24 protein-coding genes, 1 rRNA gene and 1 riboswitch are annotated in these 26,948 nt (G+C 46.0%); all 25 genes read left to right on the forward strand.

The genetic code is table 11. The annotated features are described in order from the left end of the window. Window positions 1-86: ribosomal RNA gene (rrf, locus tag AC2Q9J_RS15800) — 5S ribosomal RNA — on the forward strand; the annotation flags it as partial. 297 nt (window positions 87-383) lie between these two features. Beyond that, window positions 384-905, forward strand: coding sequence for a DUF2179 domain-containing protein (locus tag AC2Q9J_RS15805; protein WP_499041583.1), 522 nt, complete (start codon window positions 384-386; stop codon window positions 903-905). After that, complete coding sequence (locus AC2Q9J_RS15810) at window positions 902-1,090, forward strand: NETI motif-containing protein (protein WP_499041452.1); 189 nt, start codon at window positions 902-904, stop codon at window positions 1,088-1,090. Before AC2Q9J_RS15805 ends, AC2Q9J_RS15810 begins: the two co-directional genes overlap by 4 nt. Before the next feature lie 86 nt (window positions 1,091-1,176). Beyond that, a riboswitch (purine riboswitch) is annotated at window positions 1,177-1,276 on the forward strand. Between the two features lie 135 nt (window positions 1,277-1,411). Beyond that, a complete protein-coding gene (gene purE / locus AC2Q9J_RS15815; protein WP_499041453.1) occupies window positions 1,412-1,900 on the forward strand; it encodes a 5-(carboxyamino)imidazole ribonucleotide mutase in 489 nt (162 codons plus the stop codon). Then, entirely contained in the window at window positions 1,897-3,036 is a 1,140-nt protein-coding gene (gene purK, locus AC2Q9J_RS15820) for a 5-(carboxyamino)imidazole ribonucleotide synthase (protein ID WP_499041455.1), read from the forward strand. The genes purE and purK overlap by 4 nt, the downstream gene beginning before the upstream one ends. Then, window positions 3,036-4,331 (forward strand): adenylosuccinate lyase, encoded by a 1,296-nt coding sequence (gene purB / locus AC2Q9J_RS15825; RefSeq protein ID WP_084242332.1) that lies wholly within the window; start codon window positions 3,036-3,038, stop codon window positions 4,329-4,331. Before purK ends, purB begins: the two co-directional genes overlap by 1 nt. Window positions 4,332-4,347: 16 nt before the next feature. Beyond that, on the forward strand, window positions 4,348-5,064 hold the full coding sequence (gene purC / locus AC2Q9J_RS15830) for a phosphoribosylaminoimidazolesuccinocarboxamide synthase (protein WP_499041457.1): 717 nt from the start codon (window positions 4,348-4,350) through the stop codon (window positions 5,062-5,064). Continuing rightward, window positions 5,061-5,315, forward strand: a complete 255-nt coding sequence (purS, locus tag AC2Q9J_RS15835) for a phosphoribosylformylglycinamidine synthase subunit PurS (RefSeq protein WP_499041459.1) — start codon at window positions 5,061-5,063, stop codon at window positions 5,313-5,315. The genes purC and purS overlap by 4 nt, the downstream gene beginning before the upstream one ends. Then, on the forward strand, window positions 5,312-5,995 hold the full coding sequence (purQ, locus tag AC2Q9J_RS15840; protein WP_499041461.1) for a phosphoribosylformylglycinamidine synthase subunit PurQ: 684 nt from the start codon (window positions 5,312-5,314) through the stop codon (window positions 5,993-5,995). The genes purS and purQ overlap by 4 nt, the downstream gene beginning before the upstream one ends. Then, the gene (purL, locus tag AC2Q9J_RS15845) at window positions 5,979-8,207 is read left to right on the forward strand and encodes a phosphoribosylformylglycinamidine synthase subunit PurL (RefSeq protein ID WP_499041463.1); all 2,229 of its coding nucleotides are present in this window, start codon (window positions 5,979-5,981) and stop codon (window positions 8,205-8,207) included. The genes purQ and purL overlap by 17 nt, the downstream gene beginning before the upstream one ends. After that, window positions 8,183-9,604, forward strand: a complete 1,422-nt coding sequence (gene purF / locus AC2Q9J_RS15850; RefSeq protein WP_499041465.1) for an amidophosphoribosyltransferase — start codon at window positions 8,183-8,185, stop codon at window positions 9,602-9,604. The genes purL and purF overlap by 25 nt, the downstream gene beginning before the upstream one ends. An 11-nt stretch (window positions 9,605-9,615) precedes the next feature. Further along, window positions 9,616-10,677, forward strand: a complete 1,062-nt coding sequence (gene purM, locus AC2Q9J_RS15855; protein ID WP_499041467.1) for a phosphoribosylformylglycinamidine cyclo-ligase — start codon at window positions 9,616-9,618, stop codon at window positions 10,675-10,677. Then, window positions 10,667-11,239 carry a phosphoribosylglycinamide formyltransferase gene (gene purN, locus AC2Q9J_RS15860; protein WP_499041468.1) on the forward strand — a complete coding sequence of 191 codons (573 nt, stop codon included), beginning with the start codon at window positions 10,667-10,669 and terminating at the stop codon, window positions 11,237-11,239. The genes purM and purN overlap by 11 nt, the downstream gene beginning before the upstream one ends. A 31-nt stretch (window positions 11,240-11,270) precedes the next feature. Then, on the forward strand, window positions 11,271-12,809 hold the full coding sequence (purH, locus tag AC2Q9J_RS15865) for a bifunctional phosphoribosylaminoimidazolecarboxamide formyltransferase/IMP cyclohydrolase (protein ID WP_499041470.1): 1,539 nt from the start codon (window positions 11,271-11,273) through the stop codon (window positions 12,807-12,809). Window positions 12,810-12,827: 18 nt separating this feature from the next. Then, window positions 12,828-14,081: a phosphoribosylamine--glycine ligase gene (gene purD, locus AC2Q9J_RS15870; RefSeq protein WP_499041472.1), complete on the forward strand. Its 1,254-nt coding sequence runs from the start codon at window positions 12,828-12,830 to the stop codon at window positions 14,079-14,081. A 203-nt stretch (window positions 14,082-14,284) separates the two neighbouring features. Beyond that, the gene (locus AC2Q9J_RS15875; protein WP_499041474.1) at window positions 14,285-14,875 is read left to right on the forward strand and encodes a GNAT family N-acetyltransferase; all 591 of its coding nucleotides are present in this window, start codon (window positions 14,285-14,287) and stop codon (window positions 14,873-14,875) included. A gap of 221 nt (window positions 14,876-15,096) precedes the next feature. Beyond that, the gene (locus AC2Q9J_RS15880; protein ID WP_499041476.1) at window positions 15,097-16,827 is read left to right on the forward strand and encodes an adenine deaminase C-terminal domain-containing protein; all 1,731 of its coding nucleotides are present in this window, start codon (window positions 15,097-15,099) and stop codon (window positions 16,825-16,827) included. A 125-nt stretch (window positions 16,828-16,952) separates the two neighbouring features. Further along, window positions 16,953-17,273: a YerC/YecD family TrpR-related protein gene (locus AC2Q9J_RS15885; RefSeq protein WP_101803366.1), complete on the forward strand. Its 321-nt coding sequence runs from the start codon at window positions 16,953-16,955 to the stop codon at window positions 17,271-17,273. A 203-nt stretch (window positions 17,274-17,476) separates the two neighbouring features. Then, window positions 17,477-18,178, forward strand: a complete 702-nt coding sequence (pcrB, locus tag AC2Q9J_RS15890) for a heptaprenylglyceryl phosphate synthase (protein WP_499041478.1) — start codon at window positions 17,477-17,479, stop codon at window positions 18,176-18,178. Between the two features lie 28 nt (window positions 18,179-18,206). Beyond that, complete coding sequence (gene pcrA, locus AC2Q9J_RS15895) at window positions 18,207-20,420, forward strand: DNA helicase PcrA (RefSeq protein ID WP_499041480.1); 2,214 nt, start codon at window positions 18,207-18,209, stop codon at window positions 20,418-20,420. A gap of 14 nt (window positions 20,421-20,434) precedes the next feature. Next, window positions 20,435-22,441: an NAD-dependent DNA ligase LigA gene (gene ligA, locus AC2Q9J_RS15900; RefSeq protein WP_499041482.1), complete on the forward strand. Its 2,007-nt coding sequence runs from the start codon at window positions 20,435-20,437 to the stop codon at window positions 22,439-22,441. Between the two features lie 14 nt (window positions 22,442-22,455). Beyond that, window positions 22,456-23,604: a CamS family sex pheromone protein gene (locus AC2Q9J_RS15905; protein WP_499041484.1), complete on the forward strand. Its 1,149-nt coding sequence runs from the start codon at window positions 22,456-22,458 to the stop codon at window positions 23,602-23,604. A gap of 122 nt (window positions 23,605-23,726) precedes the next feature. Continuing rightward, window positions 23,727-24,017, forward strand: coding sequence for an Asp-tRNA(Asn)/Glu-tRNA(Gln) amidotransferase subunit GatC (gene gatC, locus AC2Q9J_RS15910; protein ID WP_112224931.1), 291 nt, complete (start codon window positions 23,727-23,729; stop codon window positions 24,015-24,017). A 17-nt stretch (window positions 24,018-24,034) separates the two neighbouring features. Continuing rightward, window positions 24,035-25,504, forward strand: a complete 1,470-nt coding sequence (gene gatA, locus AC2Q9J_RS15915; protein WP_499041487.1) for an Asp-tRNA(Asn)/Glu-tRNA(Gln) amidotransferase subunit GatA — start codon at window positions 24,035-24,037, stop codon at window positions 25,502-25,504. Beyond that, window positions 25,501-26,931: an Asp-tRNA(Asn)/Glu-tRNA(Gln) amidotransferase subunit GatB gene (gatB, locus tag AC2Q9J_RS15920; RefSeq protein WP_499041489.1), complete on the forward strand. Its 1,431-nt coding sequence runs from the start codon at window positions 25,501-25,503 to the stop codon at window positions 26,929-26,931. The genes gatA and gatB overlap by 4 nt, the downstream gene beginning before the upstream one ends. Window positions 26,932-26,948: the final 17 nt, after the last annotated feature.

Consider the following 26,948-nt stretch of genomic DNA (forward strand, 5'->3'; position numbering starts at 1 on the left):
TTCCCATCCCGAACACGGCAGTTAAGCTCTTTTGCGCCGATGGTAGTTGGGGGATCTCCCCCTGTGAGAGTAGGACGCCGCTGGGCACAAAAGAAAGGTCGTTACCGCGCAAGCGGTAGCGGCTTTTTTTGTTGAGGTTCCAAACATATACAGTAAAATTTATTCTTCTATATACTTATAAAAGAATAAAACCAACTAATTTTAAGCAACCATCAAAGAAGAAGAATAGTTCTTAAAAAAGTAGATTACTATAAATTCCCCAGTAATCATAAAGCTATAGACGACCTTTCGCTCTTGCTTTATAGGGCGTATTCCACTAATATGTAATTTGATTCTTAAGGGAAAATGAAAGGGTGTACGAATTGGAAATAAATCCATGGTTGATGGTAATCATCATTTTCTCCATTAATATTGTTTATGTATCATTTTTTACTGTAAGAATGATCATGACGTTAAAAGGATACCGCTATTTAGCGGCGTTAGTCAGTATGGTAGAAACAGTAATATATATAGTAGGACTTGGATTAGTATTGGATAACTTGGATCAGATACAAAATCTTGTAGCGTATGCTATCGGATATGGTTCAGGAGTTATTGTCGGATCTAAAATAGAAGAGAAGATGGCTCTCGGATATATTACAGTAAACGTTATTACGAGTGAACAAAATCAGCTTTTACCTAAAGCATTGCGTGAAAAAGGTTATGGTGTTACCGATTGGGCAGCCAATGGACGAGACGGCGACCGTCAATCCATGCAAATATTGACACCAAGAAAAATGGAATTGAAACTTTATACAACTATTAAGGAAATCGATCCTAAAGCATTTATTATTGCTTATGAACCTAAATCAATCCATGGTGGATTTTGGGTTAAGCAAGTTAGGAAAGGAAATCTATTTAAATGAGTAAGAAAACAATATGGTTTGAAGTTGCCGAAAATGAAACAATGGAAGATTGTCTGGAGCGTATGAAAGCAGAAGGCTATATGGCAGCTGGCAGAAAAGAAGAGCCGTTATTCGAAGAAAAAGATGGGGTGCCGGTTCCAGTAAGGCAAATAACAAAATTTAAAGGTATAAAAATAGAAGAATAATTTGTTAAAAGAGTAAAAACCGAACTATAATATATTCTGAAAAATTATTGTTCGGATTTAATTATTGACTAGTAAATAATGAGTTGTTATGATTGATTAGGAAACCCCATATATGCAGAAGAATTGGCTTCTGCGTCTCTACCAAGACACCGGAATGTCTGGACTATGCGGGAAAGCAACTTATGGAAATGACGCGAGGGATGTGCATGTATGCCATCAGTCTCTATATTCGTTGATTTTGAAGTCCTTAAGTAAACTGCTTTTCACGTAAAAGTGAGCAGTTTATTTGAGGGCTTTTTACTTTTTAAAAGGAGAGATACGATGAATCCGAAAATCGGTGTGATTATGGGAAGTTCGAGTGATTGGGAAACGATGAAAAATACCTGTGCAATTCTGGAAGAGCTCGATATTGCTTACGAAAAGAAGGTCATTTCCGCTCATCGGACGCCTGAATTGATGTTCAGCTATGCAGAAGATGCCAGAAACCGCGGGCTTAAAGTCATAATTGCCGGTGCAGGAGGGGCTGCCCACCTTCCAGGAATGGTGGCAGCTAAAACTACGTTGCCGGTTATTGGAGTTCCTGTTCAATCTAAGGCGCTGAATGGTCTGGATTCATTATTGTCAATACTTCAAATGCCTGGAGGCGTGCCAGTAGCTACAGTAGCTATTGGCAAAGCGGGTGCCGTAAATGCTGGACTGTTGGCTGCTCAAATTCTCGGTACTGCAGACGAACGAGTGGCAGAAGCCCTTCAGAATAGAAGAGATCGTACAAAATCTGAAGTTTTGAAAAGCACGGAGGATTTAATATGATGAAAACGATCCTGCCGGGACAAACGATTGGAATCATCGGCGGCGGCCAATTGGGACGAATGATGGCAATGGCAGCGAAAGAGGCCGGTTTTAAAATAGCGGTTTTGGATCCATCGATGGATTCACCGACAGGCCAGATAGCAGATATGCAATTAATTGCGCCATATGATGATGTAGAGGCATTGGAGGAATTGGCTGCTGTAAGTGATGTAATCACTTATGAGTTTGAAAACATAGATGTTGAGGGATTATCGCATTTAAGTAAAATCGCCTATGTTCCGCAGGGCTCTGAGCTTATTCGCATTACACAAAATCGTGTCTTTGAGAAAGAAGAAATAGCTAAAGCGGGTGTCCCTGTAGCGAAGTATATTGTTGCCGAAAATTTTTCGGATTTATTGGAACAAAAAGCAACAGTCGATTATCCGTTTATAGTGAAAACCGCAAAAGGCGGTTATGACGGAAAAGGGCAAGTGACGATCCGGACAGAAAGGGATTTGAACCTGGCTGAACCACTTTTTGATAACGGAACCTGCGTAGCTGAAGCATTTGTGGATTTTACCAAAGAAATTTCAGTCATTATCCAACGCAATGGCAAAGGGGATACTGTTATATTGCCGATAGGGGAAAACGTTCATAAAAATCATATTTTGCATGAAACGATCGTGCCTGCACGGGTGGATGAGAAAACAATTGTAAAAGCAACCGAAGCCGCCCAAAAAATTGCAGAGCATCTTGGAATGGTTGGAACATTAGCAGTGGAAATGTTCGTTTTGGAAAATGGCGATATAATGGTGAATGAACTGGCGCCGCGTCCGCATAATTCAGGACATTATTCAATTGAAGCGACAAGCAGTTCGCAGTTTCACCAGCATATCCGCGCTGTTTGCGGATGGCCGCTCCGCAAGCCGGAATTATGGTCGGATACGGTGATGGTCAATGTATTGGGCCAGCATGTAGCTCCTTTGGCCTCGAAAATCGCACAATATCCAAATTGGTCGATTCATCTGTATGGAAAAGAAGAAGCAAAGCATAACCGGAAAATGGGGCATGTGACCATACTGACTGACAATTTGGAAGCAACATTAAAAGAAATAGACGAATCCGGCATTTGGACGGATAAACTGGAGGAAAACTAATGATCGCACGTTACACAAGACCCGAAATGGGCGCAATTTGGACAGAAGAGAATAAATATAATGCTTGGCTTGAAGTGGAAATTTTAGCATGTGAAGCATGGGCAGAGATTGGGGACATCCCGAAAGAAGATGTGGCTTTAATTAGAAAAAACGCTTCATTTTCTGTGGATCGAATTCTTGAAATTGAAGAAGAGACTCGGCATGACGTGGTGGCATTTACACGTGCGGTATCTGAAACACTTGGGGAAGAGCGCAAATGGGTGCATTACGGTCTGACATCGACTGACGTGGTGGATACAGCTTTGTCTTATCTGTTGAAACAGGCTAATGAAATCATCCGCAAAGATTTGACAAATTTTATTGAAATATTAGCAAATAAAGCCAAAGAACATAAAATGACTGTAATGATGGGCCGGACGCACGGGGTTCATGCAGAGCCGACAACTTTCGGTCTGAAACTTGCTTTATGGCATGAGGAAATGAAGCGCAACCTGGAACGTTTTGAAGCGGCGGCTAAATCCATCGAAACGGGCAAAATGTCCGGCGCAGTTGGAACATACGCCAATATCGATCCATTTGTTGAAGAGTATGTGTGTAAGGAACTTGGTCTTGCGGCCTCTCCGATTTCGACACAGACTTTGCAGCGTGACCGACATGCGCAGTATTTGAGTGTGCTGGCTTTGATCGGCTCTTCAATCGAGAAGTTTGCGACAGAAATCCGCGGCCTTCAGAAATCGGAAACACGTGAAGTGGAAGAGTTCTTTGCTAAAGGCCAAAAAGGATCGTCTGCGATGCCGCATAAACGCAATCCGATCGGTTCAGAGAATATGACTGGTCTAGCTCGTTTGATCCGTGGGTATATGCTGACGGCATACGAAAACGTATCACTTTGGCATGAACGCGATATTTCGCATTCATCTGCAGAGCGCGTGATCCTGCCGGATGCGACAATCGCTTTGAATTATATGCTGAATCGTTTCGGCAATATCGTGAAGAATTTGACGGTGTTCCCGGAAAACATGAAACGCAATATGGACTCCACACTTGGTCTGATATATTCGCAGCGGGTATTGCTGGCATTGATCGATAAAGGAATGGCTCGTGAAGCGGCGTACGATACGGTGCAGCCTTGCGCGATGGAAGCGTGGGAGAACCAGACGCATTTCCGCAAAATCGTGGAAGCGAATGAAACAATCACTTCCCAGCTGACAAAAGAAGAATTAGATGATTGCTTCGACTATAACCATCATTTGCAGCAAGTGGACATGATTTTCAACCGGCTTGGATTAAACTAAACGGAGGTCACCCTACATGGAAAAAGGTCAGCTATTGTACGAAGGCAAAGCAAAGCGCTTATACGCAACGGACGAACAGGATATTTTATGGGTGGAGTATAAAGATTCGGCAACAGCTTTTAACGGTGAAAAGAAAGCGGAAATCATCGGCAAAGGCACGTTGAACAATAAAATTACATCATTGATTTTCGAAAGATTGCAGAAGGCGGGGATTGCTTCACATTTCGTTGAACAATTGTCTGACCATGAACAGCTCGTGCGGCAGGTGGAGATCATTCCGGTGGAAGTGGTGACGCGGAATATCGTGGCCGGCAGCATGGCAAAGCGCCTGGGACTGGAAGAAGGTACGGCTTTGAAATGGCCGATTGTTGAATTCTATTATAAGGATGATGCACTCGGTGATCCCATTATTACAGAAGACCATATTGAATTGCTGCAATTGGCTTCGGTTAAAGAAGTGCAGGAACTGCGTGAAAAAGCTCTGCATGTGAATGAAGTATTAATCGGTTTCTTCAAAGAAGTCGGTGTGGATCTGGTCGACTTTAAGATTGAATTTGGCCGTGACAAAGAAGGTCATATATTATTGGCGGATGAAATTTCACCGGATACATGCCGCCTCTGGGATGCAAAAACAAAACAAAAACTCGATAAAGATGTATTTCGACGGGATCTTGGCAATTTAACGGAAGCGTATGAACTCATTTTGGCTAAACTGGGAGGACAACATTCATGAGAAAAGTAAAAATCTACGTCACTTTGCGCGAAAGCGTACTTGATCCACAAGGATCTGCAGTAATGGGTTCACTTCATAAGATGGGTTACGGAGAAGTTGAAGATGTACGAATCGGCAAATATCTGGAATTGATGATTTCCGATGACGCAAATGATGTTGATGCACTTGTAAATGAAATGTGCCAGAAGTTATTGACGAATACGGTGATTGAAGATTACCGTTTCGAAATCGAGGAGGCTGTCTCTCAATGAAATTTGCAGTAATCGTATTTCCTGGATCCAATTGTGATTTGGATATGTACCACGCGGTCAAGGATGAACTGAGTGAAGAAGCAGAGTACGTTTGGCACGATTCAACTGATTTAAGCGGCTATGACGGAATTTTATTGCCGGGAGGCTTTTCATATGGTGATTACTTGCGTTGCGGCGCGATTGCCCAGTCTTCACCGGTGATGGATGAAGTGAAGAAAGCGGCGGAAGCGGGCAAACCGGTGCTCGGTATCTGCAACGGATTCCAGATTCTTACGGAAGCAGGACTTCTGCCAGGCGTTCTGCTGCGCAATAAAAACTTGAAATTCATGTGCCGCACAGTCGGCTTGAAAGTTGAAAATGCCAATACTTTATTTACGAATGAATATATGGCTGGCCAGGAAATACGGATTCCAATCGCACATGGCGAAGGGAATTATTACTGCGATGACGCGACTTATGATCAGTTGAAGAACAATAACCAAATCGTGTTTTCTTATGCGGATGACTTTAACGGCAGCCGCAATAATATAGCGGGAATCGTCAACGAACGGGGCAATGTGCTCGGTATGATGCCCCATCCTGAACGCGCCGTTTCCGATTTGATCGGCGGCAGCGATGGACTTTCTTTATTTAAATCAATCGTTAAACAGTGGAGGGAAGCAAATGTCAGTCACGCTTGAGCCAAATACTGAACAGATCAAAGAACAGAAAGTCTATCAGCAAATGGGATTGTCCGATGCAGAGTTCGCCATGGTGGAAAAGATTTTAGGCAGAACGCCGAATTACACGGAAACCGGCTTGTTTTCGGTTATGTGGTCGGAACATTGCTCTTATAAGAATTCAAAACCTGTGCTGGCAAAATTCCCTACAAAGGCACCGCGGGTTCTTCAAGGGCCAGGCGAAGGCGCTGGAATTGTCGATATCGGCGACGGCCAGGCTGTGGTCTTTAAAATGGAATCGCATAATCACCCTTCAGCGATTGAACCTTATCAAGGAGCTGCGACCGGTGTCGGCGGCATCATCCGCGACGTGTTCTCGATGGGGGCACGGCCTATTGCGCTTTTAAATTCCCTGCGCTTTGGCGAATTGACCACCCCTCGCGTTAAATATTTGTTTGAAGAAGTGGTTGCCGGCATCGCTGGATACGGCAATTGCATCGGTATCCCGACAGTCGGCGGCGAAGTGCAGTTTGATGCTTCATATGACGGCAACCCTTTGGTTAATGCCATGTGTGTTGGTTTAATCGACCATAAGGATATTCAAAAAGGAATAGCTTCCGGCGTCGGCAATCCGGTGATGTATGTCGGAGCCAAAACTGGCCGCGACGGAATTCACGGCGCTACTTTTGCTTCGGAAGAATTGACGGAATCCTCGGGCGACAATCGCCCGGCGGTTCAGGTGGGAGATCCATTTATGGAGAAGCTATTGCTTGAAGCCTGCCTTGAACTGGTAAAATCCGACGCATTGATCGGTATTCAGGATATGGGAGCTGCGGGTCTGACTTCTTCTTCAGCTGAAATGGCGTCAAAAGCCGGCTCAGGAATTGAAATGGATCTGGATCACATCCCGCAGCGCGAAACCGGTATGACGGCTTACGAGATGATGCTGTCAGAATCGCAGGAGCGCATGCTGATCGTTGTGAAAAAAGGCCGTGAGCCTGAGATAGTCGAATTGTTTGAGAAATACGGCCTGGATGCGGTAACGGTCGGAAAAGTAACGGATGATTCCACTTTGAGACTCGTGCATAAAGGTGAAATCGTAGCAGAAGTGCCGGTTGATGCGCTAGCGGAAGATGCACCGGTTTACCACAAGCCTTCGAGTGTGCCCGCTTACTTTAAGGAATACCAGCAGATGGAAAACGTTGAACCGAAAGTAGAAAATTACGGTGAGACGCTGAAGGCTTTATTGCAGCAGCCGACCATCGCTTCGAAAGAATGGGTTTACGATCAATACGATCATCAGGTCCGCACGAGTACTGTGGTCAGTCCCGGATCGGATGCAGCTGTTATCCGTGTTCGGGGATCGAATAAAGGCTTGGCGATGACGACGGATTGCAACTCGCGCTATATTTATCTGGATCCTGAAATGGGCGGGAAAATTGCGGTGGCGGAAGCCGCGCGCAATGTAGTGGTATCTGGAGCGAAGCCGCTCGCAATAACGGATTGCTTGAACTTTGGAAATCCGGAAAAACCCGAGATTTTCTGGCAGCTTGAGAAAGCGGCTGACGGCATGTCTGAAGCCTGCACAATCCTTGATGCGCCGGTTATTGGCGGAAATGTCTCTCTATACAATGAAACAAATGGAACGGCGATTTATCCAACACCGACAATCGGTTTGGTTGGCCTGGTGGAAGATTTGTCGCATGTAACTACACAAGACGCTAAAAATACTGGAGACCTGGTCTATATGATCGGTGACAGCTTTACCGAATTCGGCGGCAGTGAACTTCAGAAAATGGTGGAAGGACGTATATTCGGCAAAGCGCCGTCCATCGATTTAAGTGTAGAAGCACAGCGCCAGCAGGAGATTCTTGCAGCCATTCAAAAAGGGCTGGTGGCATCCGCCCATGACGTAGCTGAAGGCGGCGTTGCGGTGGCTCTGGCAGAAAAGGCTTTCGGGAAAGGCCTGGGACTGGATATCACCCTTTCCGGTTCGGCAACGACAGCACTTTTCAGCGAATCGCAATCACGGTTCATTCTTACAGTTTCATCAGACCATGCTTCACAATTCGAAGCGGTCGTTCAAGATGCCAAGCAAATTGGAACAGTCACAGACTCCGGAGAATTAACGATCAAGAGTGAAGACGGCATCGTCTGGATCCATGATTCGGTCGAAACGCTTCGCGCATCTTGGAAAGGGGCAATACCATGCTTGCTGAAATCAGAAGCTTAAACGAAGAATGTGGTGTCTTTGGAATATGGGGACATGAAAATGCTGCGCAAATAACCTATTACGGGCTCCATGCTTTGCAGCATCGAGGGCAGGAAGGTGCAGGGATCGTAACGACTGACGGTCAAAAACTGAAACCGGTCAAAGGTGAAGGTTTGGTCAATGAAGTATTTACGCCAGAGAAACTTGCGAAAATGGCGGGCACCGGAGCAATTGGCCACGTTCGATACGCTACAGCTGGTGGCAGCGGCATCGAAAATGTCCAGCCGCTGCTGTTCAATTCGACTACCGGCGGCCTCGCTATTTCCCATAATGGCAATTTGGTGAATGCCAATCATCTTAGAGAACATCTGGAACGTCAGGGCAGTATCTTCCAAACCACTTCCGATACTGAAGTTTTAGCGCACCTGATTAAACGGAGCGGGTATGAAAGCTTTGAAGAAAAAATAAAAAATGCGTTATCCTTATTAAAAGGCGCTTTTGCCTGTGCAATCCTGACAGAAGAGGCGATGTATATCGCACTTGATCCCCATGGCCTTCGTCCGTTTTCAATCGGCAAACTTGGAGATGCCTGGCTAGTTGCCTCAGAAACTTGCGCATTTGATATCGTCGGCGCGGAATTTGTCCGCTCTGTTGAACCCGGCGAATTCATTGTTATAGATAAAGAAGGGATGCGGGCGGAACGCTTTGCTTATCCGAATGAACGCTCAATCTGCACGATGGAATATGTTTATTTCTCCCGTCCGGATTCAGACATCGACGGCATCAATGTGCATTCAGCGCGTAAACGCCTTGGCAAGCAACTTGCAAAAGAAATTCAAATTGATGCAGATGTAGTTACGGGCGTACCAGATTCAAGTATTTCCGCTGCCATAGGCTATTCAGAAGAAAGTGGTATTCCATATGAACTCGGCTTGATAAAGAACCGTTACGTTGGCCGGACATTCATCCAGCCTTCCCAGGATCTGCGGGAACAGGGAGTCAAGATGAAATTATCTCCAGTCCGCCAGGTTGTTGATGGCAAACGCGTCATCATGGTTGATGATTCAATTGTCAGAGGAACAACTTCGCGCCGGATTGTCACTTTGCTGAAAGAAGCGGGAGCAACGGAAGTTCATGTGGTCATCAGTTCACCGCCGATCAAAAATCCATGTTTCTACGGAATTGATACGAGCACGTCAGGTGAATTGATCGCTGCCAATAATACAGTGGAAGAAATGCGCGAACAGATTGGCGCGGATTCGTTGACATTTCTGTCAGTGGACGGAATGGTCCAAAATATCGGACGCACCGATCCGGGTTCCAAATGCGGCCATTGCCTGGCATGTTTTACAGGGGATTACCCGACGGATATTTATCCGGATACTGTTTTGCCTCATGAAAAAGAAGTCAGCCAATAGGAGGAACCAATTTGTCTAAAGCATATGAACAAGCAGGCGTGAATATTGAAGCTGGCTACGAAGCTGTTAACAGGATGAAATCCCATGTCGACCGTACTGCAAGAAAAGGATTGATGGGTGCTTTCGGCGGCTTTGGAGGCATGTTTGATTTGTCCGAATTGAATTTAAAGGAGCCGGTCCTTGTATCAGGCACTGATGGTGTCGGTACGAAACTGAAACTGGCTTTTCTTGCTGACAGACACGATACGATCGGCATCGATTGCGTTGCAATGTGTGTCAATGACATCGTTGCCCAAGGAGCGGAACCACTTTTCTTCTTGGATTATATCGCGGTCGGCAAAGCTGTTCCTGAAAAGATCGAGAGTATCGTAAAAGGTGTCGCGGACGGTTGTGTTGAAGCCGGTGCAGCGCTGATCGGAGGAGAAACGGCGGAAATGCCGGGGCTCTATGAAGAAGACGAGTACGATATTGCCGGTTTTGCAGTCGGTGCAGCTGAGAAATCCAAAATTGTTACTGGTGAAAAAATTAATGCCGGAGACGTTTTAATCGGCCTGGCATCCAGCGGCATCCATTCGAATGGCTATTCGCTGGTGCGGAATATCGTCTTTGACCAAAATAACTATCAACTTGAAGAGATTATTGAAGGCTATGAAGACCTTGGGCCGCTTGGCAATGAACTCCTGACCCCAACGAAAATTTATGCGAAAACAGTGGCAGCAATTGCGGACAAAACAGAAATCCATGGTATGGCGCATATCACGGGCGGCGGATTTATCGAAAATCTGCCGCGTATGATGCCGGATGGACTGGGCGCAGAAATTAATCTTGGCAGCTGGCCGGTATTGCGCGTTTTTGAAATGCTGAAGGAAAAAGGTTCATTGTCAGACCGCGACTTATTTTCTGTTTTCAACGCAGGAATCGGTTTTGTGATTGCCGTTTCAGCTGAAGACGCTGAACAGGTATTGGCATCAGCCGAAGCGAACGGGGAACAAGCCTACGTTATTGGTCGTGTTTCTGCAGCAGCCGGTGTAAAGTTTAAAGGTGAACAGGATGGAACACTCAATGAAGAATAAGATTAAAATCGCCGTTTTCGCTTCTGGAAACGGCTCTAATTTTCAGGCGATTGCTGATGCGGTAAAAACAGGCAGTCTGGATGCGGAAATCGCACTTGTTGTAACAGACCGTCCGAATGCCTATGTCGTTGAACGCGCTAAACTAGTCGGTATCCCATCTTTCGCTTTTATGCCATCCGACTATGATTCCAAACAATTATATGAAGAGATGCTGAAAGAGAAACTTGAAAGTATTCGAGTGGAATGGATTGTGCTGGCAGGCTTTATGCGATTGATCGGGCCAGTGCTTTTAGGAGCTTATGAAAACCGCATCGTCAATATCCATCCGTCAGTGCTGCCGGCTTTTCCAGGGAAAGACGCGATTGGCCAGGCAATGGCGGCAGGAGCTGAAGCGGCGGGAGTTACCGTCCATTTTGTGGATGCTGGAATGGACACGGGCAATATTATTGCCCAGGAGTCCTTCAAAGTGAACGGGCGCAGCCGGGAAGCTGTTGAAAAAGAAATCCACGCAATTGAACATAAACTTTATCCTGCAACTTTGCAGCGATTATTCACTCAATAAACCATCTGCATTATTCTTAGGAGGATTTGATTTGAAAAAGAGAGCGTTGTTAAGTGTATCGGATAAATCAGGCATATTGGAATTTGCGCAAGAGCTGGAAAAAATGGACTATCAAATCCTGTCTACAGGCGGCACGAAGCGGTTTTTGGAGGAAAACGGTGTCACGATTACCGCAGTTGATGAAATAACGAAATTCCCCGAAATTCTTGGTGGACGCGTAAAAACCCTACATCCATTGGTCCACGGCGGCCTTTTGGCTAAACATGATGATCCCCAGCACCAGGGTGAAATGGCTGAAAACGGCATTTCCCCTATCGAAATCGTCTGCGTTAATTTGTATCCCTTCCGCGAAACGATTGCAAAGCCGGAAGTGACAGTTGACGACGCCATTGAAAACATCGATATCGGCGGGCCGACGATGCTTCGTTCCGCAGCGAAAAATCACGCTTATGTGACGGTTATAGTCGATTCTGCCGATTATACAATTGTTTTGAGTGAGCTTCGCGGTGACAAAGCTGCGACTACGCCTGAAACAAGAAGACGTCTGGCAGCGAAAGTATTCCGCCATACAGCAGCTTATGATTCGTACATCTCAAATTATTTAAGCGACCTCACAGGAGAAGAATATCCGGAAGCCCTGACACTTACATATGAATTGCAGCAATCGCTTCGCTACGGCGAAAATCCCCATCAAAAAGCGGCATTTTACCGCAGTCCGCTGGGCTCAGATTTCTCCATCGCCGCAGCTGAACAACTGCATGGCAAGGAAATGTCGTATAATAATATTCAGGATGCGAATGCTGCACTTCAGATCATTAAAGAATTCGAAATTCCGGCAGCGGTTGCTGTGAAACATATGAACCCGTGTGGAGTCGGAACCGGCAATGCTATTGCTGATGCATTCAATAAAGCCTACGAGGCTGATTCCACTTCCATTTTCGGTGGGATTGTTGCGCTGAACCGCGAAGTGGATGTTGAAACCGCGAAAAAATTGTCAGAGATCTTCCTGGAAATTGTTATAGCACCAAGGTTTTCAGCAGAAGCTTTGGAAATTTTGACTCAAAAGAAAAACATCCGTTTGCTGACGATTCCTTTTGATGCAACAAAACAGGACAAGTGGAATACGGTCACTGTAGAAGGTGGTTTGCTTGTTCAACAGCCTGATAGTTTCGGTTTCGAAGATGCAGATATCCGTGTTGCCACAGACCGTCAGCCGACTGATCAGGAGCTCGAAGCGCTGAAGCTCGGATGGAGCGTAGTAAAACATGTGAAATCCAATGCCATCGTTGTCTGTGATTCGTCTATGACACTCGGTGTCGGAGCTGGCCAGATGAACCGTGTCGGCGCCGCCAAAATTGCGCTGGAGCAAGCAGGCGCGCGTGCGGAAGGTGCAGTGCTGGCATCGGATGCATTTTTCCCGATGTCCGATACAGTTGAAGCTGCGGCTAAAGCCGGAATAAAAGCCATCATCCAGCCCGGTGGTTCAAAGAAAGATCAGGAATCCATTGATAAAGCCAATGAATATGGCATTGCTATGGTCTTTACAGGAATTCGTCACTTTAAACATTAATTCGAGAGGGGCAGAAGCATGAAAGTTATGGTTATTGGGAGGGGGGGACGTGAGCATGCAATCGTCCGCCAGTTTGCAAGATCTGCTTCTATAGAAAGAGTATATGCGGCACCAGGAAACGATGGAATGCGCCTAGAATCAGAGCTTGTGCCGATTGATGAAATGGATTTTGCGGCACTGGCTGATTTTGCAAAAGAGCATCAAATCGACTGCACTTTTGTGGGGCCAGAACAGCCCTTGACAGCTGGCATCGTCGATTTTTTCGAGGGTCAGGGACTGCGGGTCTTCGGGCCATCCAAGGCTGCTGCGCAAATTGAAGGCAGCAAGACTTTCGCGAAAGAATTGATGGCGAAATACGATATTCCAACAGCTGCATACAAAACATTTTCTGAAATTGCGCCTGCCATTGATTTTATTCGGCAGATGGGAGCCCCGATCGTCATCAAAGCGGATGGCCTCGCTGCCGGCAAGGGAGTCGTGGTGGCGAAAACAGAAGAAGATGCAATTGCCGCAGTACACGATATGCTGGAAGATCAGAAGTTCGGTGAATCCGGTTCGCGAGTTGTCATCGAAGAATTTTTGGATGGGGAAGAATTCTCGTTCATGTCTTTTGTCTATGATGGCGCAATTTACCCGATGGTGATTTCCCAGGATCATAAACGTGCTTTCGACGGTGACAGAGGACCGAATACGGGAGGCATGGGCGCATATTCGCCAGTGCCTCAAATTTCCCCTGAAACGGTTGAAGCGACTTACAGCAACATCGTTAAACCAGCGGTTGAAGCGATGGCTGCCGAAGGGACTCCGTTTAACGGCATTCTGTATGCAGGCGTCATTTTGACGTCGCAAGGGCCGAAAGTGATCGAGTTCAATGCGCGGTTCGGTGATCCCGAAACACAGGTCGTGCTGCCGCGAATGAAATCGGATTTCGGTGATTTCATGAATGCTTTACTTGAAGGCGAGACATACGAGCTTGAATGGCAAGAGCAGGCCGTGCTCGGTGTAGTGATAGCGGCAGAAGGCTATCCTGACAAACCGGTCAAAGGAAAAATCCTTCCGAATCTCGCAGGCCTTTCAGGAGTTGATATTTTCCATTCAGGGACGAAAGCGACCAGTGAGGGATTTGTTGCGAATGGCGGACGGGTGCTGTTCATTTCTTCAGAAGGAAATTCTGTTAAGGAAGCGCAGGAAAAAGTATATGCACAGGTAGATGCCCTTTCCTGGTCCGGTTTCATGTACAGAACGGACATCGGATGGCGTGCATTAGGCTAAATTACATGGTATAATAATTAATGACACAAATTCGACAAGAACTGTGTCATTTTTTCTTTCGTTTTTCTTATCTGGAATTGAAAGAAAAAGTTGAGGATTTTCAACAGCCCACGTTTACCTCTATTTAAACTCCAGAATCAAGACTCATCGTTACCCCGACAACAAAATCAGCAGGGCACCTAAATTTGAAAGGAGCAATAATTATGAATTGGTATGAAAAATTGAATCAATATTTCCCGATTGTAGAAATGAAATCAAAAGAGCATATGGACACGTTATTGAAGGAAAAAGGCAGTGTTTATTATAAAGATGAAGGTCCATACCACGTTTTGATGTATGCTGAATTTCCGAACTTCACTTTCGTGGATTACCTGTTTGTAGCTAAAGAATCCCGCGGTATGGGAATCGGCAGTAAAACGCTTCAAATGCTTAAAGACAAGAAGAAACCGATCATCCTTGAAGTTGAGCCGGTGAATTACGAGGATACAGACACAGAAAAACGTCTTCGTTTCTATTCGCGTGAAGGCTTTGAGCATGCATCTTCAATCGGCTATAACCGACGTTCGATTGCTACAGGCGAAGAGAATTCGATGGAAATCCTTTACTGGGCGCCGAACAACGAGAGTGAAGAACAAATCTTTGAAGGCATGAAAAAAATGTACGAAGACATCCACACTTACAAAGACGAACATTTCTACGGCGAGTCGTATGAGCCGGTCGAAGAAGTTCTGACTTTCAAAGAGAATGACAAAAAAGATGTTCTTAAACAATTCAGCAATCCAATCAACAATTAAGTGGATGAATAGTTACAGCGAGAACCTGGGAAGAATGAAAGCGATGCTTTCACCTTCCCGGGTTTTTATTTTTATCAACGTTAAAAATGGTAAATAATAAAAAATAAATCGATTTTGAAAGGCATCAGAATGTTCCCTTTATTCCCCAGTTTCACTGTATTTAAATGCATTACTATGCTAGTATATAAAGTACTAGTTATGCATCGGAAAGGAGCGGGCTCATGGATAATCCACTATGGAAAAACAATGAATTGCGCAATCAATTGAAAATTATTGGGAAAGAACAGTCACCGGATCTTGTTCTGACCAACGCTTATTATTTGCATGGAATTTATAAAAAATGGATGACCGGTAATATCTGGATCCATGACGACCGTATTGTATATGCCGGACAGGAAATGCCGAAAATCGGGGATGAGACAGAAGTTGCCGATATGACGGGAAAATTTATTGTACCTGGCTACATTGAACCTCACGTACATCCATTTCAGCTTTACAACCCCCAATCATTCGCGGATTACTCAGCTCAATTGGGAACAACCACTTTCATATCCGATAACCTGACGTTGTTTTTGTCGATGGAAAATGAGAAAGCGTTTTCAATTCTGGATCAGCTGAATGAACTGCCTTTCACTTTCTACTGGTGGACACGTTTCGATTCGCAGACAGAGCTGGCTGCTGAAGATATGCTCTTCACTTCCAAATCGGTCGGTGAATGGCTCGATCGTCCGGAAGTACTGCTTGGCGGTGAACTGACGGGGTGGCCAAAATTGATGGCTGGCGATGATCAGATGCTGTATTGGATCCAAAAAGCGAAAATGACGCGCAAGAAGATAGAAGGGCATTTCCCGGGAGCTTCCGAAAAAACGCTTGCCCGCATGAAATTGCTTGGCGCCGATGGGGATCATGAAGCAATGACGATTGATGAAGTGGAGATGCGCTTGCTGCATGGCTACGGCGTGACGCTCCGGCATTCGTCGATCCGCCCGGATTTACCGAGTCTCTTGAAAGGCGTCGTGGACCGCGAACTGAATGTCTATGAAAAATTGATGATGACGACGGACGGTTCAACGCCTTCATTCCATAAAGACGGGGTTATGGATCTTTGCATACGCATTGCTCTGGAAGCCGGTGTTCCGGCGATTGAAGCGTATATGATGTCATCCTATAATGTAGCAAGATATTATAATATGACAGCGATGCATGGGCTGATAGCAACAGGCCGCTACGCAAACCTCAATATATTGGATTCAATCGACAACCCGGTCCCGTCAAGTGTCATTTCAAAAGGCAAATGGCTGAAGAGGAACGGTGAAAAAGTACAGGCACTGCCTAAAATAAATTGGGATGTTCTGCCGGACCTGAAGATGGATTTCGATCTTACTGAAGATGATTTCCAATTCTCCATGCCGTTCGGGCTTGATATGGTCAATGATGTTATTATTAAACCTTATTCGGTCAATATTGATACACACGATGGAACTTTATCGAAAGATCACGATGAAAGTTTCCTGATGCTTATTGATAAGCACGGTAAATGGCGTGTCAATACATTGATCAAAGGGTTCACTACCGCTGTTGAAGGATTCGCTTCTTCCTACTCGAATACTGGCGATATCATCCTAATCGGTAAAAACCGCAGACAAATGTGGCTCGCTTTTGATAAATTGAAAGAAATGAACGGCGGCATCGTATTGATGGAAAGTGATGAAATGATCTGCCATATCCCGCTTCCTCTTGGGGGAGGCATGTCCGATCTTCCGATGGAACAGATTATGGAACAGGAAACTGTTCTGAAGCAGGCGTTGAAAGAACGAGGCTATAAGCACGGCGACGCTATTTATACTTTGCTGTTTTTACAGGCGACCCATCTGCCTTATGTCCGCGTGACGCAAAAAGGGATCTACGATGTCATGAATAAAAAGATCTTGTTCCCGGCGTTCATGAGATAGTTGCCGCGGAATTCGAGAACTCTAAAGCTAAGTGGTTTATTTGTTACTAGGGGAAATGCTAAGCTGACAGGAGCGAGATTTCCTTTTTCCCGCAATGGATAGCAAGGAAAGGACGGTAAAGCTGAATGCAAGTTGATAAAATCCGAGGTCCCCAAACTGATCAATTGATCGATGCAATATTGGCATTGAAAGACCGGGAAGAAGCTTATCGCTTTTTCGATGATCTTGCCACGATCAGTGAAATCCAATCATTATCCCAGCGCTTTGAAGTTGCGCGCATGCTGCGGCTGAAAAAGACATATGAAAAGATCAAAAATGAAACCGGTGCAAGCACAGCGACAATTTCACGGGTGCGCCGCTGCTTAAATTATGGCAATGACGGCTACGACGAAATGCTCGGACGTCTTTATCCGGATGAAAAACCATTCCAGTTGCCGAAAGAATAGAAGTTTGGCGGTGCGGTCAAATAGAGTGGCATCTCATAATAACCGCAGCGGAATTTAAAGGCTGTCCACTAAGTCAGTGATTGGGCTTAGTGGATAGCCTTTTGCATTGGCGGAGCTCTGATTTCGTTTAGCTACATGGGCGCTTACGCTTTTCTTTTGTTATAATAAATAGATGAAAATGATATGAAGTCAGGTGAAGCAAAATGGATTATCAATCGTGGCGGCATGTGTTCAAATTGGACCCAGCCAAGGAAATTTCCGATGGACATTTGGAACGAATTTGTGAATCCGGGACTGATGCCATCTTGATTGGCGGCAGCGATGATGTCACACTCGAAAATGTACTGGATTTAATGGCGCGCGTCCGGGATTTTTCAATTCCGGCTGTGCTGGAAATTTCAACAATTGAATCAGTGGCGCCGGGATTTGATTTTTATTTCATCCCGACGGTACTGAACAGCCGGGATCCGAAATGGATCAAGGGCCTTCACCATGAAGCGATCCGGGAATACGGCGATCTGATGGATTGGGAAGAGCTGATTCCTGAAGGCTATTGCATTTTAAATCCGGATTGCAAAGCGGCACGATTGACCGATGCCGACAGTTTGCTTGACGAGGAAGATGTGGTGGCATATGCCCGGCTGGCTGAGCATTTTTTCAAATTGCCGATTTTTTACCTGGAATACAGCGGTATTTACGGCAATCCCAAATTAGTTGAAACGGTAAAAGGGCATTTATCCAACACCCGCCTGTTTTATGGCGGGGGCATCGACACGGCGGAAAAAGCGCGGGAAATGGCGCGATTCGCAGACTCAGTCGTTGTGGGAAATGTCATTTACACAGATATTGAACAAGCGATTAGAACCGTTGCGGCGGTTGCGGAAACTATAGATCAATCGTTATAATAAGAACAAACGTTCGAGGTGGTGCACAATGGAATTAATAACGAAGAATCTATTAAAGGGAATGAACCCGGAACAGGAAGAAGCGGTCAAGACGACTGAAGGCCCATTGCTGATTATGGCAGGTGCCGGCTCAGGGAAAACGAGAGTGCTGACGCATCGGATTGCCTATCTCGTGTTGGAGAAGCAAGTTTATCCTTCGAACATCCTGGCGATTACATTTACGAATAAAGCGGCGCGCGAAATGCGCAACCGGATCGATGGCCTGCTGGGGCACGGAACAGGCGAGCGCATGTGGGTTTCCACATTCCACTCGATGTGTGTCCGTATCCTTCGACGTGACATCGATAAATTAGGATTTTCAAGAAATTTTTCCATTCTTGATTCGACCGACCAATTGTCGGTTATTAAAAATGTCTTGAAACAGCAGAACCTCGACCCGAAAAAATATGAGCCGAGAACGATTTTGAACGCCATTTCTTCTGCGAAAAACGAGTGCATCACAGCCTCGGAATTTGCAGGCAACGCAAATCCGCATAACCCTTACGAGAAGACGATTGCGGATGTTTACGAGGGCTATGAAAAACGCCTTCAAAAAAATCAGTCGCTCGATTTTGATGATCTGATCATGACTACATTGACTTTATTGAATAAAGAACCGGATGTCCTGGAATTTTACCAGAATAAATTCCAGTATATCCATGTGGATGAGTACCAGGATACGAATAATGCGCAATATCAGCTTGTCCAGAAATTGGCGAGCAAGTTTAAGAATATTTGTGTGGTCGGAGACTCGGACCAGTCGATATACCGCTGGCGCGGAGCTGATATCACCAATATCCTGTCATTCGAAAAAGATTATCCGAATGCTAAAGTGATCATGCTTGAACAGAATTATCGGTCGACGAAGCGGATTCTGCAGGCAGCGAATGACGTGATTAAACGGAATACAAGCCGCTACCCGAAAGAATTGCGCACCGATAATGATGAAGGACCGGCCATTACGCTTCATAAAGCGAGTGATGAGCGGCAGGAAGCGCAATTTGTCGTCCAAACCATCCAAAGATTGATGGATGAGGAAAATTATAAGACATCCGATTTCGCGATTCTTTACCGCACCAATGCCCAGTCGCGGATCATGGAGGAAATGTTCGTAAAATCGAATATGCACTATACGATCGTCGGCGGAACGAAGTTCTATGACCGCAAGGAGATCAAGGATCTTCTCGCTTACCTGCGGCTGATCGCCAATAACGACGACGATTTGTCGCTGGCGCGGATCATCAACGAACCGAAACGCGGCATCGGCGCAACTTCCTTTGAACGGATGGCCGGGTTCGCAATTGAACAGGACCGCACAATCATGGATGCACTTCAGGAAGTCGACTTTATGGGCGTCTCTCCGAAAATTGCCCAGACGGCTCTTGAATTCCGTAATATGATTGCCGGTTTCACGGAAATGCAGGAGTACCTGTCGGTCACTGAATTGGTCGAGGAAGTTCTGAAGAAATCCGGCTACCGCCAGATGCTCCAGAACGATAAGACCATCGAAGGCGAAAGCCGCCTTGAGAACTTGAATGAGTTCTTGTCAGTGACACAGGCATTCGAAAAACAAAGCGATGATAAATCACTTGTTGCATTCCTGACGGATCTTGCATTGATTTCGGATATTGATTCACTGGACGATGAAGAAGAAACAGATGGACCGATTATTCTGATGACGATGCACGCAGCCAAAGGGCTCGAATTTCCGGTCGTCTTCATCATTGGGCTGGAAGAGAATGTATTCCCTCATTCTCGCTCCAATAACGATGAAGAGGAAATGGAAGAGGAGCGGCGCCTGGCTTACGTAGGAATTACAAGGGCAGAAAAGCGGTTGTATTTAACACATGCGTCTTCCCGTACTTTATTCGGCAAGAGCAATTGGAATATGCCGTCCCGTTTCATCAATGAAATCTCTGAAGACTTGATCGAGCAGACGGTTGCACAGCACCGTGCCGGCGCAGCAACGAGCTACAAGCAGGCACCGAGGCGTGCTGCAGTAACGCGTCCTGCCTATCAGCAATCAGGCGGCGACAAGCTTGGCTGGAAGCCTGGCGATAAAGCGACACATAAAAAATGGGGTACGGGCACTGTAGTAGGTGTCAAAGGGGACGGCGAACAAACAGAACTGGATATCGCATTCCCAAGCCCGGTCGGCATCAAACGGCTTCTTGCCAAATTTGCGCCGATTGAAAAAGTATAATCGGGAGGTATATTATGGACCGTATCAAAGCGGAACAGCGGGTAAGTGAATTAAACGAATTGCTCGGTAACTACGGCCATGCCTATTATGTGCTGGATAATCCAATGGTTCCTGATGCAGTTTACGATCAGCTCCTCAATGAATTGATCGAACTGGAAACTTTATATCCGGATCTGGTGTTCCCGGATTCACCGACTCAAAGAGTAGGCGGGGCACCGATCTCGAATTTTGAAAAAGTGACGCACGACCGTCCGATGCTGAGTTTGTCGAATGTTTTCGGGGAAGATGACCTCCGGGAATTCGATAAACGCGTCAGAAACGGTGCGGGTGAAAAGATAGAATATGTCTGCGAGCTGAAGATTGACGGGCTCGCTGTTTCACTTATCTATGAAGACGGCAAGTTCGTCCGCGGGGCAACGCGCGGCGACGGGCGAGTTGGAGAAGATATTACAGTCAATCTACGGACCATCCGCTCAATTCCATTGAAATTGAAGGAACCGGTATCGCTTGAGGTGCGCGGTGAAGTATTCATGCCTAAAAAATCCTTCCATAAATTGAATGAACAGCGCGGTGAAAACGGCGAAGAAGTTTTTGCCAATCCGCGCAATGCGGCTGCCGGTTCACTTCGACAGCTTGATCCCAAAATAGCTGCGAACCGCAATTTGGATGTCTTTATCTATGGCATCGGGGGAGATGCTGAAAATTATGGTTTGGATGAACATCATGAATCTCTGAATTACCTGCAGAAACTTGGCTTTAAGACGAATGGGGAACGCAAGGTCTGCCACAGCGTCGAAGAAGTTTTAGCATATATCGAAACCTGGACAGAAAAACGTGGCAATCTGTCATACGAAATCGATGGAATCGTCATCAAAGTCAATCGTTTTCTTCAGCAGCAGGAGCTTGGGTTTACCGCTAAAAGTCCGAAATGGGCAACTGCCTATAAATTCCCGGCTGAAGAAGTGATGACCAACCTTATTGATATTGAACTCAGCGTCGGCCGCACAGGAGCTGTTACACCGACTGCCATTCTGGAACCTGTATCGGTGGCCGGCACGACCGTCCAGCGCGCTTCTTTGCACAATGAAGATTTGATCAAAGAAAAGGATATACGCATCGGGGATCAAGTGATCATCCGAAAAGCGGGTGACATTATTCCTGAAGTGGTCCGTGCTTTGATTGAACTTCGTTCAGGTGATGAAGAACCTTTCCGCATGCCTGAAAATTGTCCGGCTTGCGATGCGGAACTGGTCCGTATCGAAGGGGAAGTCGTACTGCGCTGCGTCAATCCGAAGTGTCCGGCTCAAATTACGGAAGGATTGATCCATTTCGTTTCCCGCAACGCCATGAACATTGACGGCCTTGGTGAAAAAGTGATTGAACAGCTTTATCAGGAGAACTTGATTGCAGATATTGCAGATATTTATAAATTAACGAAAGATCAATTGCTGGAACTTGAGCGAATGGGTGATAAATCGGCATCCAACTTGATAGCGGCGATTGATGCTTCACGCAGCAATTCCATGGAACGCCTTTTGTTCGGCCTTGGCATCCGCCATGTCGGCGAAAAAGCGGCGCGTATTCTTTCAGAGCATTTCGGCTCAATGGAAAAGCTGATGGATGCCAAACTTGAGGAATTGACAGCTATTCATGAAATTGGCGATAAAATGGCGGATGCCATCGTCACTTATTTCGACAGCGAAGAAGTTCGCGCATTGGTGGAACGTTTAGCTGCTGAAAACGTCAATCTTACTTATACGGGCAAACGTGTGCAGGTGGAAGCAGGCGCTAACGCTTTTGCCGGCAAGAAAATTGTGCTGACTGGTAAATTGGAACAGCTTAACCGCTCGGAAGCGACAGAACGCATCGAAGCGATGGGCGGAAAATTATCCGGCAGTGTCAGCAAGAAAACGGATTTGCTGATTGCCGGAGAAGACGCAGGATCCAAGTTGGACAAAGCCCGTGACTTGAAGATTGAAATCTGGAATGAGCAGCAATTGATAGAAGAATTGAACAAATGAGGAGATTATTAATAATGAAACGCTTATGGTGGATCCCTGCCAGCATTTTGCTGCTAACCGCCTGTGTGCCGACGCAAACGAACGAAACAGAAGTGATTGGCACAGAGGAAGTGGAAACCGCAATTATTCCAAGTATGCAATTGGATGATCAGTTTTATCGGACCCTATTGCCATACAAACAAAGTGCCACTCGAGGAAAAATCGTCAACCGCCTGAATTCCCGCTATGATATAGAAGAAGCGGAAAAAGGGCTATTGCGCTTGTCGCAAAATCAATTTTCACCTGACGATTATTATTTTCAGGAAGGCCAGAAGATAACGGATGAAGAAGTTTCTTCCTGGCTCCGCCGTTACCATCCCGAAGACAATCCGACAGGGTTGAATGCGGAAGACAAACGTCCTCCTTTATCTGAGGAACAGCTGGAAGCTGGTGAAACCCGTGACAATCCGTCACCAGAAATCCTGGCGCATATTATTGAACAGAATTACCTGGTGAAAACCAATGAAGATACAATCCGGCTTGGCGGTGTATCTGTAGGACTTGCCCTCAACTCCATTTATTACAGTGAGAATGATCAAGGGGTATCTTATGAAGAATCGATTTCCCAGGAACAATTGGAATCAGAAGGCAAGCGGATGGCGGATGAAATCGTCAACCGGCTGCGCCAAAAAGAAGGAATGGCGGATATACCGATCACCGTCGGGCTCTTTAAGCAAAAAAGCCGCAGTACAATAACGGCCGGCACTTACTTCACATACGGAGTTGCTCCGGGCGGTGAAAATTCAGTGTCCAAGTGGAATCCTATCAGTGAAGAATTCGTGATCTTCCCTTCGAGCAATCCCGAAGAGAAATACCGTGAAGTGGATACGGCATTCAAAAACTTCAAGCAGGACGTCGAAGAATATTTCTCGAATTTCACCAGTGTCATCGGAACCGGCTTTTATCAAGGAGATTCGATCCGCAAATTGCAGATTGAAATCCCGATCCAGTTTTACGGTTCATCGGAAGTCATCGGCTTTACACAATACCTGACGGGTCTTGTTATGAAACACTTCCCGGAGAATATCCAAGTGGAAGTCGATTTGAATTCAGTCAATGGAGCGGAAGCGCTGATTTTAAGAAAAACTAATGAAACTGAACCGATTGTCCATATTTATGAATAAATAAAGGCTGCTCCTGATTTAATGGGCGGCTTATGAGGCAGCCGGCGCGGCTGTCTCTATTCTTTTGAGTCAAGGAATGGTATGATATAGCGTATGTTTACTGATTTCGGAGGTGTATGGAAATGGCGAAAATGACAAAAGAAGAAGTGATCGAGGTTGCCCATTTGGCGCGTCTGGCGATTACTGATGAAGAAGCGATCCATTTTGCAGAACAATTGGAAGCCATCACAAATGCGATGGAGCTTTTAAATGAACTGGATACAGAGAATGTTGAACCGACGACACACGTGCTGCCGATGGTCAATGTGTTGCGTGAAGACAAAGCGGAGGCTGGATTGCCGCGCGAAACAGTATTAAAAAATGTTAAAGAACATGAAGCGGGACAAGTAAAAGTTCCGACCATTCTGGAGTAATAGCGAGGAGGGAAACCATGAAATTCTACGATAAGACAGCTGCTGAATTACAGGAATTGATACATAGTAATGAAGCGACGATTACAGAAATAACAAAACAGACGATTGAACGCATCAATGAACTTGACCCGAAAGTCGATGCTTTTCTGGCAATGAATGAAGAGCAGGCGATGGCGGCGGCAAGTGAAATGGATAATGCACCGATGGAACAACGCGGTCCATTATTTGGTTTGCCGATCGGCGTTAAAGACAATATCATGACAGAAGGCTTGGTAACAACTGCTTCAAGCCGTATTCTGGAAGGTTTCAATCCTATTTACAACGCGACCGTAGTTGAAAAGCTGCGCGCGGCAGGAATGGTGATTGTCGGCAAGTTGAATATGGATGAATTCGCAATGGGCTCATCAAACGAAAACTCTTATTACAAAAAGACCCGAAACCCGTGGAACCTGGATTATGTGCCAGGCGGTTCTTCAGGCGGCTCGACTGCAGCAGTAGCAGCTGGAGAAGTGCCTTTCACACTGGGTTCTGACACTGGCGGTTCCATCCGCCAGCCGGCTGCATTCTGCGGCGTTGTCGGCATGAAGCCGACTTATGGCCGTGTATCTCGTTTCGGCTTGATCGCATTCGCTTCTTCATTGGATCAAATCGGTCCTGTGACACGCAATGTAAAAGACAATGCATTATTATTGCAGGCCATTTCAGGCCACGACGAAAAGGATTCCACTTCCGCGGATGTCGAAGTTCCTGATTTTGCAGCTGCGTTGACGGGCGACATCAACGGTCTCCGCATCGGCGTACCGAAGGAATACTTCGCAGAAGGCGTCAGCGAATCCGCTAAAGCAGCGGTTTACGACGCGCTTGAAGTATTGAAGGAAAAAGGCGCGACAGTGGAAGAGATTTCATTGCCGCATTCAAAATATGCACTTGCAACGTATTATTTACTGGCGTCATCTGAAGCTTCTTCCAACCTGTCCCGTTTTGATGGAATTCGCTACGGTTACCGCACGAATAAAGCGAGCAGCCTGTTGGATTTCTATATGAATACGCGTGCAGAAGGCTTTGGCGATGAAGTGAAACGCCGCATTATGCTCGGAACATATGCGTTAAGCTCAGGCTATTATGATGCATATTATAAAAAAGCGCAGAAAGTGCGGACATTGATCAAGAAGGATTTTGACGATACATTCCAAAACTATGATGTCATCATCTCACCGACGACACCAACGCCTGCATTTAAAATCGGTGAAATCATTGATGATCCACTCACAATGTATGCCAACGATATTCTGACGATTCCGGTCAATCTTGCGGGTGTTCCGGCGATTTCGGTGCCATGCGGTTTTGAAGGCGATATGCCGCTTGGCCTGCAGATTATCGGCAATTATTTCGATGAGGAAACGGTTTATCGTGTAGCCGATGTTTTTGAGAAGGCGACAGATTTCCATAAGAAAACTCCTCAATTATGGGAGGGAGCAGCACAATGAACTTTGAAACGATTATCGGGCTCGAAGTGCACGTAGAATTGAAAACCGATTCCAAAATGTTTTCTCCATCTCCTGCACATTTCGGAGCAGAACCGAACACGAATACAAACGCCATCGACCTTGGTTATCCTGGAGTCTTGCCGGTAGTGAATAAAACGGCGGTGGACTGGGCGATGAAAGCGGCACTTGCATTAAACTGCGAGATCACCCGCCACACCAAATTCGATCGCAAGAACTATTTCTACCCGGACAATCCGAAAGCTTACCAGATTTCTCAATTTGATCAGCCGATCGGCGAACATGGCTGGATTGAAATCGAAGTGAACGGCGAGAAAAAACGCATCGGCATCACGCGCCTTCATATGGAAGAAGATGCGGGTAAACTGACGCATACCGATAAAGGCTATTCGCTGGTCGATTATAACCGCCAGGGAACGCCATTGATCGAAATCGTTTCTGAACCGGATATCCGTACACCGGAAGAAGCGTATGCTTATCTGGAAAAAATAAAAGCTATTATCCAATACACAGGTGTTTCCGATGTCCGCATGGAAGAAGGATCACTTCGCTGCGACGCGAATATCTCCCTTCGTCCATATGGACAGGAACAATTCGGCACGAAAACGGAATTGAAAAACCTGAACTCGTTCAACTATGTCCGTAAAGGGATCGAACATGAACAGATTCGGCAGGAGCAGGTATTGCTGTCAGGCGGCATCATTCCGCAGGAAACTCGCCGTTACGACGAATCCACTGGTAAAACAGTGTTGATGCGTGTTAAAGAAGGATCTGACGATTACCGTTATTTCCCGGAACCGGACCTTGTGGATATTGTCATCGATGATGCCTGGATTGAACGCGTCCGCGCAGAAATCCCGGAGCTTCCTGATGCGCGTAAAGCGCGTTACGTTTCAGAACTTGGCATGTCTCCATATGATGCCATGGTATTGACACTGGCAAAACCGATTTCCGACTTTTTCGAAGCGACAGTTGATGCCGGAGCAGACGCTAAACTGGTATCGAACTGGCTGATGGGGGAAGTTTCCGCTTATTTGAACGCTGAGCAGAAAGAACTTGCCGACACGGCTTTAACACCTGAAGGCCTGGCTGGCATGATCAAATTGATTGCAGATGGAACGATTTCATCTAAAATTGCCAAGAAAGTGTTCCGTGAATTGATTGAAAAAGGCGGCGACGCCAATGATATCGTGAAAGCGAAAGGGCTTATCCAAATTTCGGACGAGGGCGTTTTGCGAGAATATGTAACGAATACATTGGATGCCAACCCGCAGTCAATCGAAGATTTCAAAAACGGCAAGGACCGCGCAATCGGCTTCCTGGTAGGCCAAATTATGAAAGCGACCAAAGGACAGGCTAACCCGCCATTATTGAATAAAATCCTTTTGGAAGAAATTAATAAACGATAAAATGATGGATGGCCCTT

Source organism: Planococcus sp. RAB007_Raresut, from assembly GCF_057369535.1.

What these genes read in the sequence shown, in the direction of transcription:
- AC2Q9J_RS15805 (WP_499041583.1), top strand. Translation starts at nt 384, where the DNA reads ATGGTAATCATCATTTTCTCCATTAATATTGTTTATGTATCATTTTTT.
- AC2Q9J_RS15810 (WP_499041452.1), top strand. Translation starts at nt 902, where the DNA reads ATGAGTAAGAAAACAATATGGTTTGAAGTTGCCGAAAATGAAACAATG.
- purE (WP_499041453.1), top strand. Translation starts at nt 1,412, where the DNA reads ATGAATCCGAAAATCGGTGTGATTATGGGAAGTTCGAGTGATTGGGAA.
- purK (WP_499041455.1), top strand. Translation starts at nt 1,897, where the DNA reads ATGATGAAAACGATCCTGCCGGGACAAACGATTGGAATCATCGGCGGC.
- purB (WP_084242332.1), top strand. Translation starts at nt 3,036, where the DNA reads ATGATCGCACGTTACACAAGACCCGAAATGGGCGCAATTTGGACAGAA.
- purC (WP_499041457.1), top strand. Translation starts at nt 4,348, where the DNA reads ATGGAAAAAGGTCAGCTATTGTACGAAGGCAAAGCAAAGCGCTTATAC.
- purS (WP_499041459.1), top strand. Translation starts at nt 5,061, where the DNA reads ATGAGAAAAGTAAAAATCTACGTCACTTTGCGCGAAAGCGTACTTGAT.
- purQ (WP_499041461.1), top strand. Translation starts at nt 5,312, where the DNA reads ATGAAATTTGCAGTAATCGTATTTCCTGGATCCAATTGTGATTTGGAT.
- purL (WP_499041463.1), top strand. Translation starts at nt 5,979, where the DNA reads ATGTCAGTCACGCTTGAGCCAAATACTGAACAGATCAAAGAACAGAAA.
- purF (WP_499041465.1), top strand. Translation starts at nt 8,183, where the DNA reads ATGCTTGCTGAAATCAGAAGCTTAAACGAAGAATGTGGTGTCTTTGGA.
- purN (WP_499041468.1), top strand. Translation starts at nt 10,667, where the DNA reads ATGAAGAATAAGATTAAAATCGCCGTTTTCGCTTCTGGAAACGGCTCT.
- purD (WP_499041472.1), top strand. Translation starts at nt 12,828, where the DNA reads ATGAAAGTTATGGTTATTGGGAGGGGGGGACGTGAGCATGCAATCGTC.
- AC2Q9J_RS15875 (WP_499041474.1), top strand. Translation starts at nt 14,285, where the DNA reads ATGAATTGGTATGAAAAATTGAATCAATATTTCCCGATTGTAGAAATG.
- AC2Q9J_RS15880 (WP_499041476.1), top strand. Translation starts at nt 15,097, where the DNA reads ATGGATAATCCACTATGGAAAAACAATGAATTGCGCAATCAATTGAAA.
- AC2Q9J_RS15885 (WP_101803366.1), top strand. Translation starts at nt 16,953, where the DNA reads ATGCAAGTTGATAAAATCCGAGGTCCCCAAACTGATCAATTGATCGAT.
- pcrB (WP_499041478.1), top strand. Translation starts at nt 17,477, where the DNA reads ATGGATTATCAATCGTGGCGGCATGTGTTCAAATTGGACCCAGCCAAG.
- pcrA (WP_499041480.1), top strand. Translation starts at nt 18,207, where the DNA reads ATGGAATTAATAACGAAGAATCTATTAAAGGGAATGAACCCGGAACAG.
- ligA (WP_499041482.1), top strand. Translation starts at nt 20,435, where the DNA reads ATGGACCGTATCAAAGCGGAACAGCGGGTAAGTGAATTAAACGAATTG.
- AC2Q9J_RS15905 (WP_499041484.1), top strand. Translation starts at nt 22,456, where the DNA reads ATGAAACGCTTATGGTGGATCCCTGCCAGCATTTTGCTGCTAACCGCC.
- gatC (WP_112224931.1), top strand. Translation starts at nt 23,727, where the DNA reads ATGGCGAAAATGACAAAAGAAGAAGTGATCGAGGTTGCCCATTTGGCG.
- gatA (WP_499041487.1), top strand. Translation starts at nt 24,035, where the DNA reads ATGAAATTCTACGATAAGACAGCTGCTGAATTACAGGAATTGATACAT.
- gatB (WP_499041489.1), top strand. Translation starts at nt 25,501, where the DNA reads ATGAACTTTGAAACGATTATCGGGCTCGAAGTGCACGTAGAATTGAAA.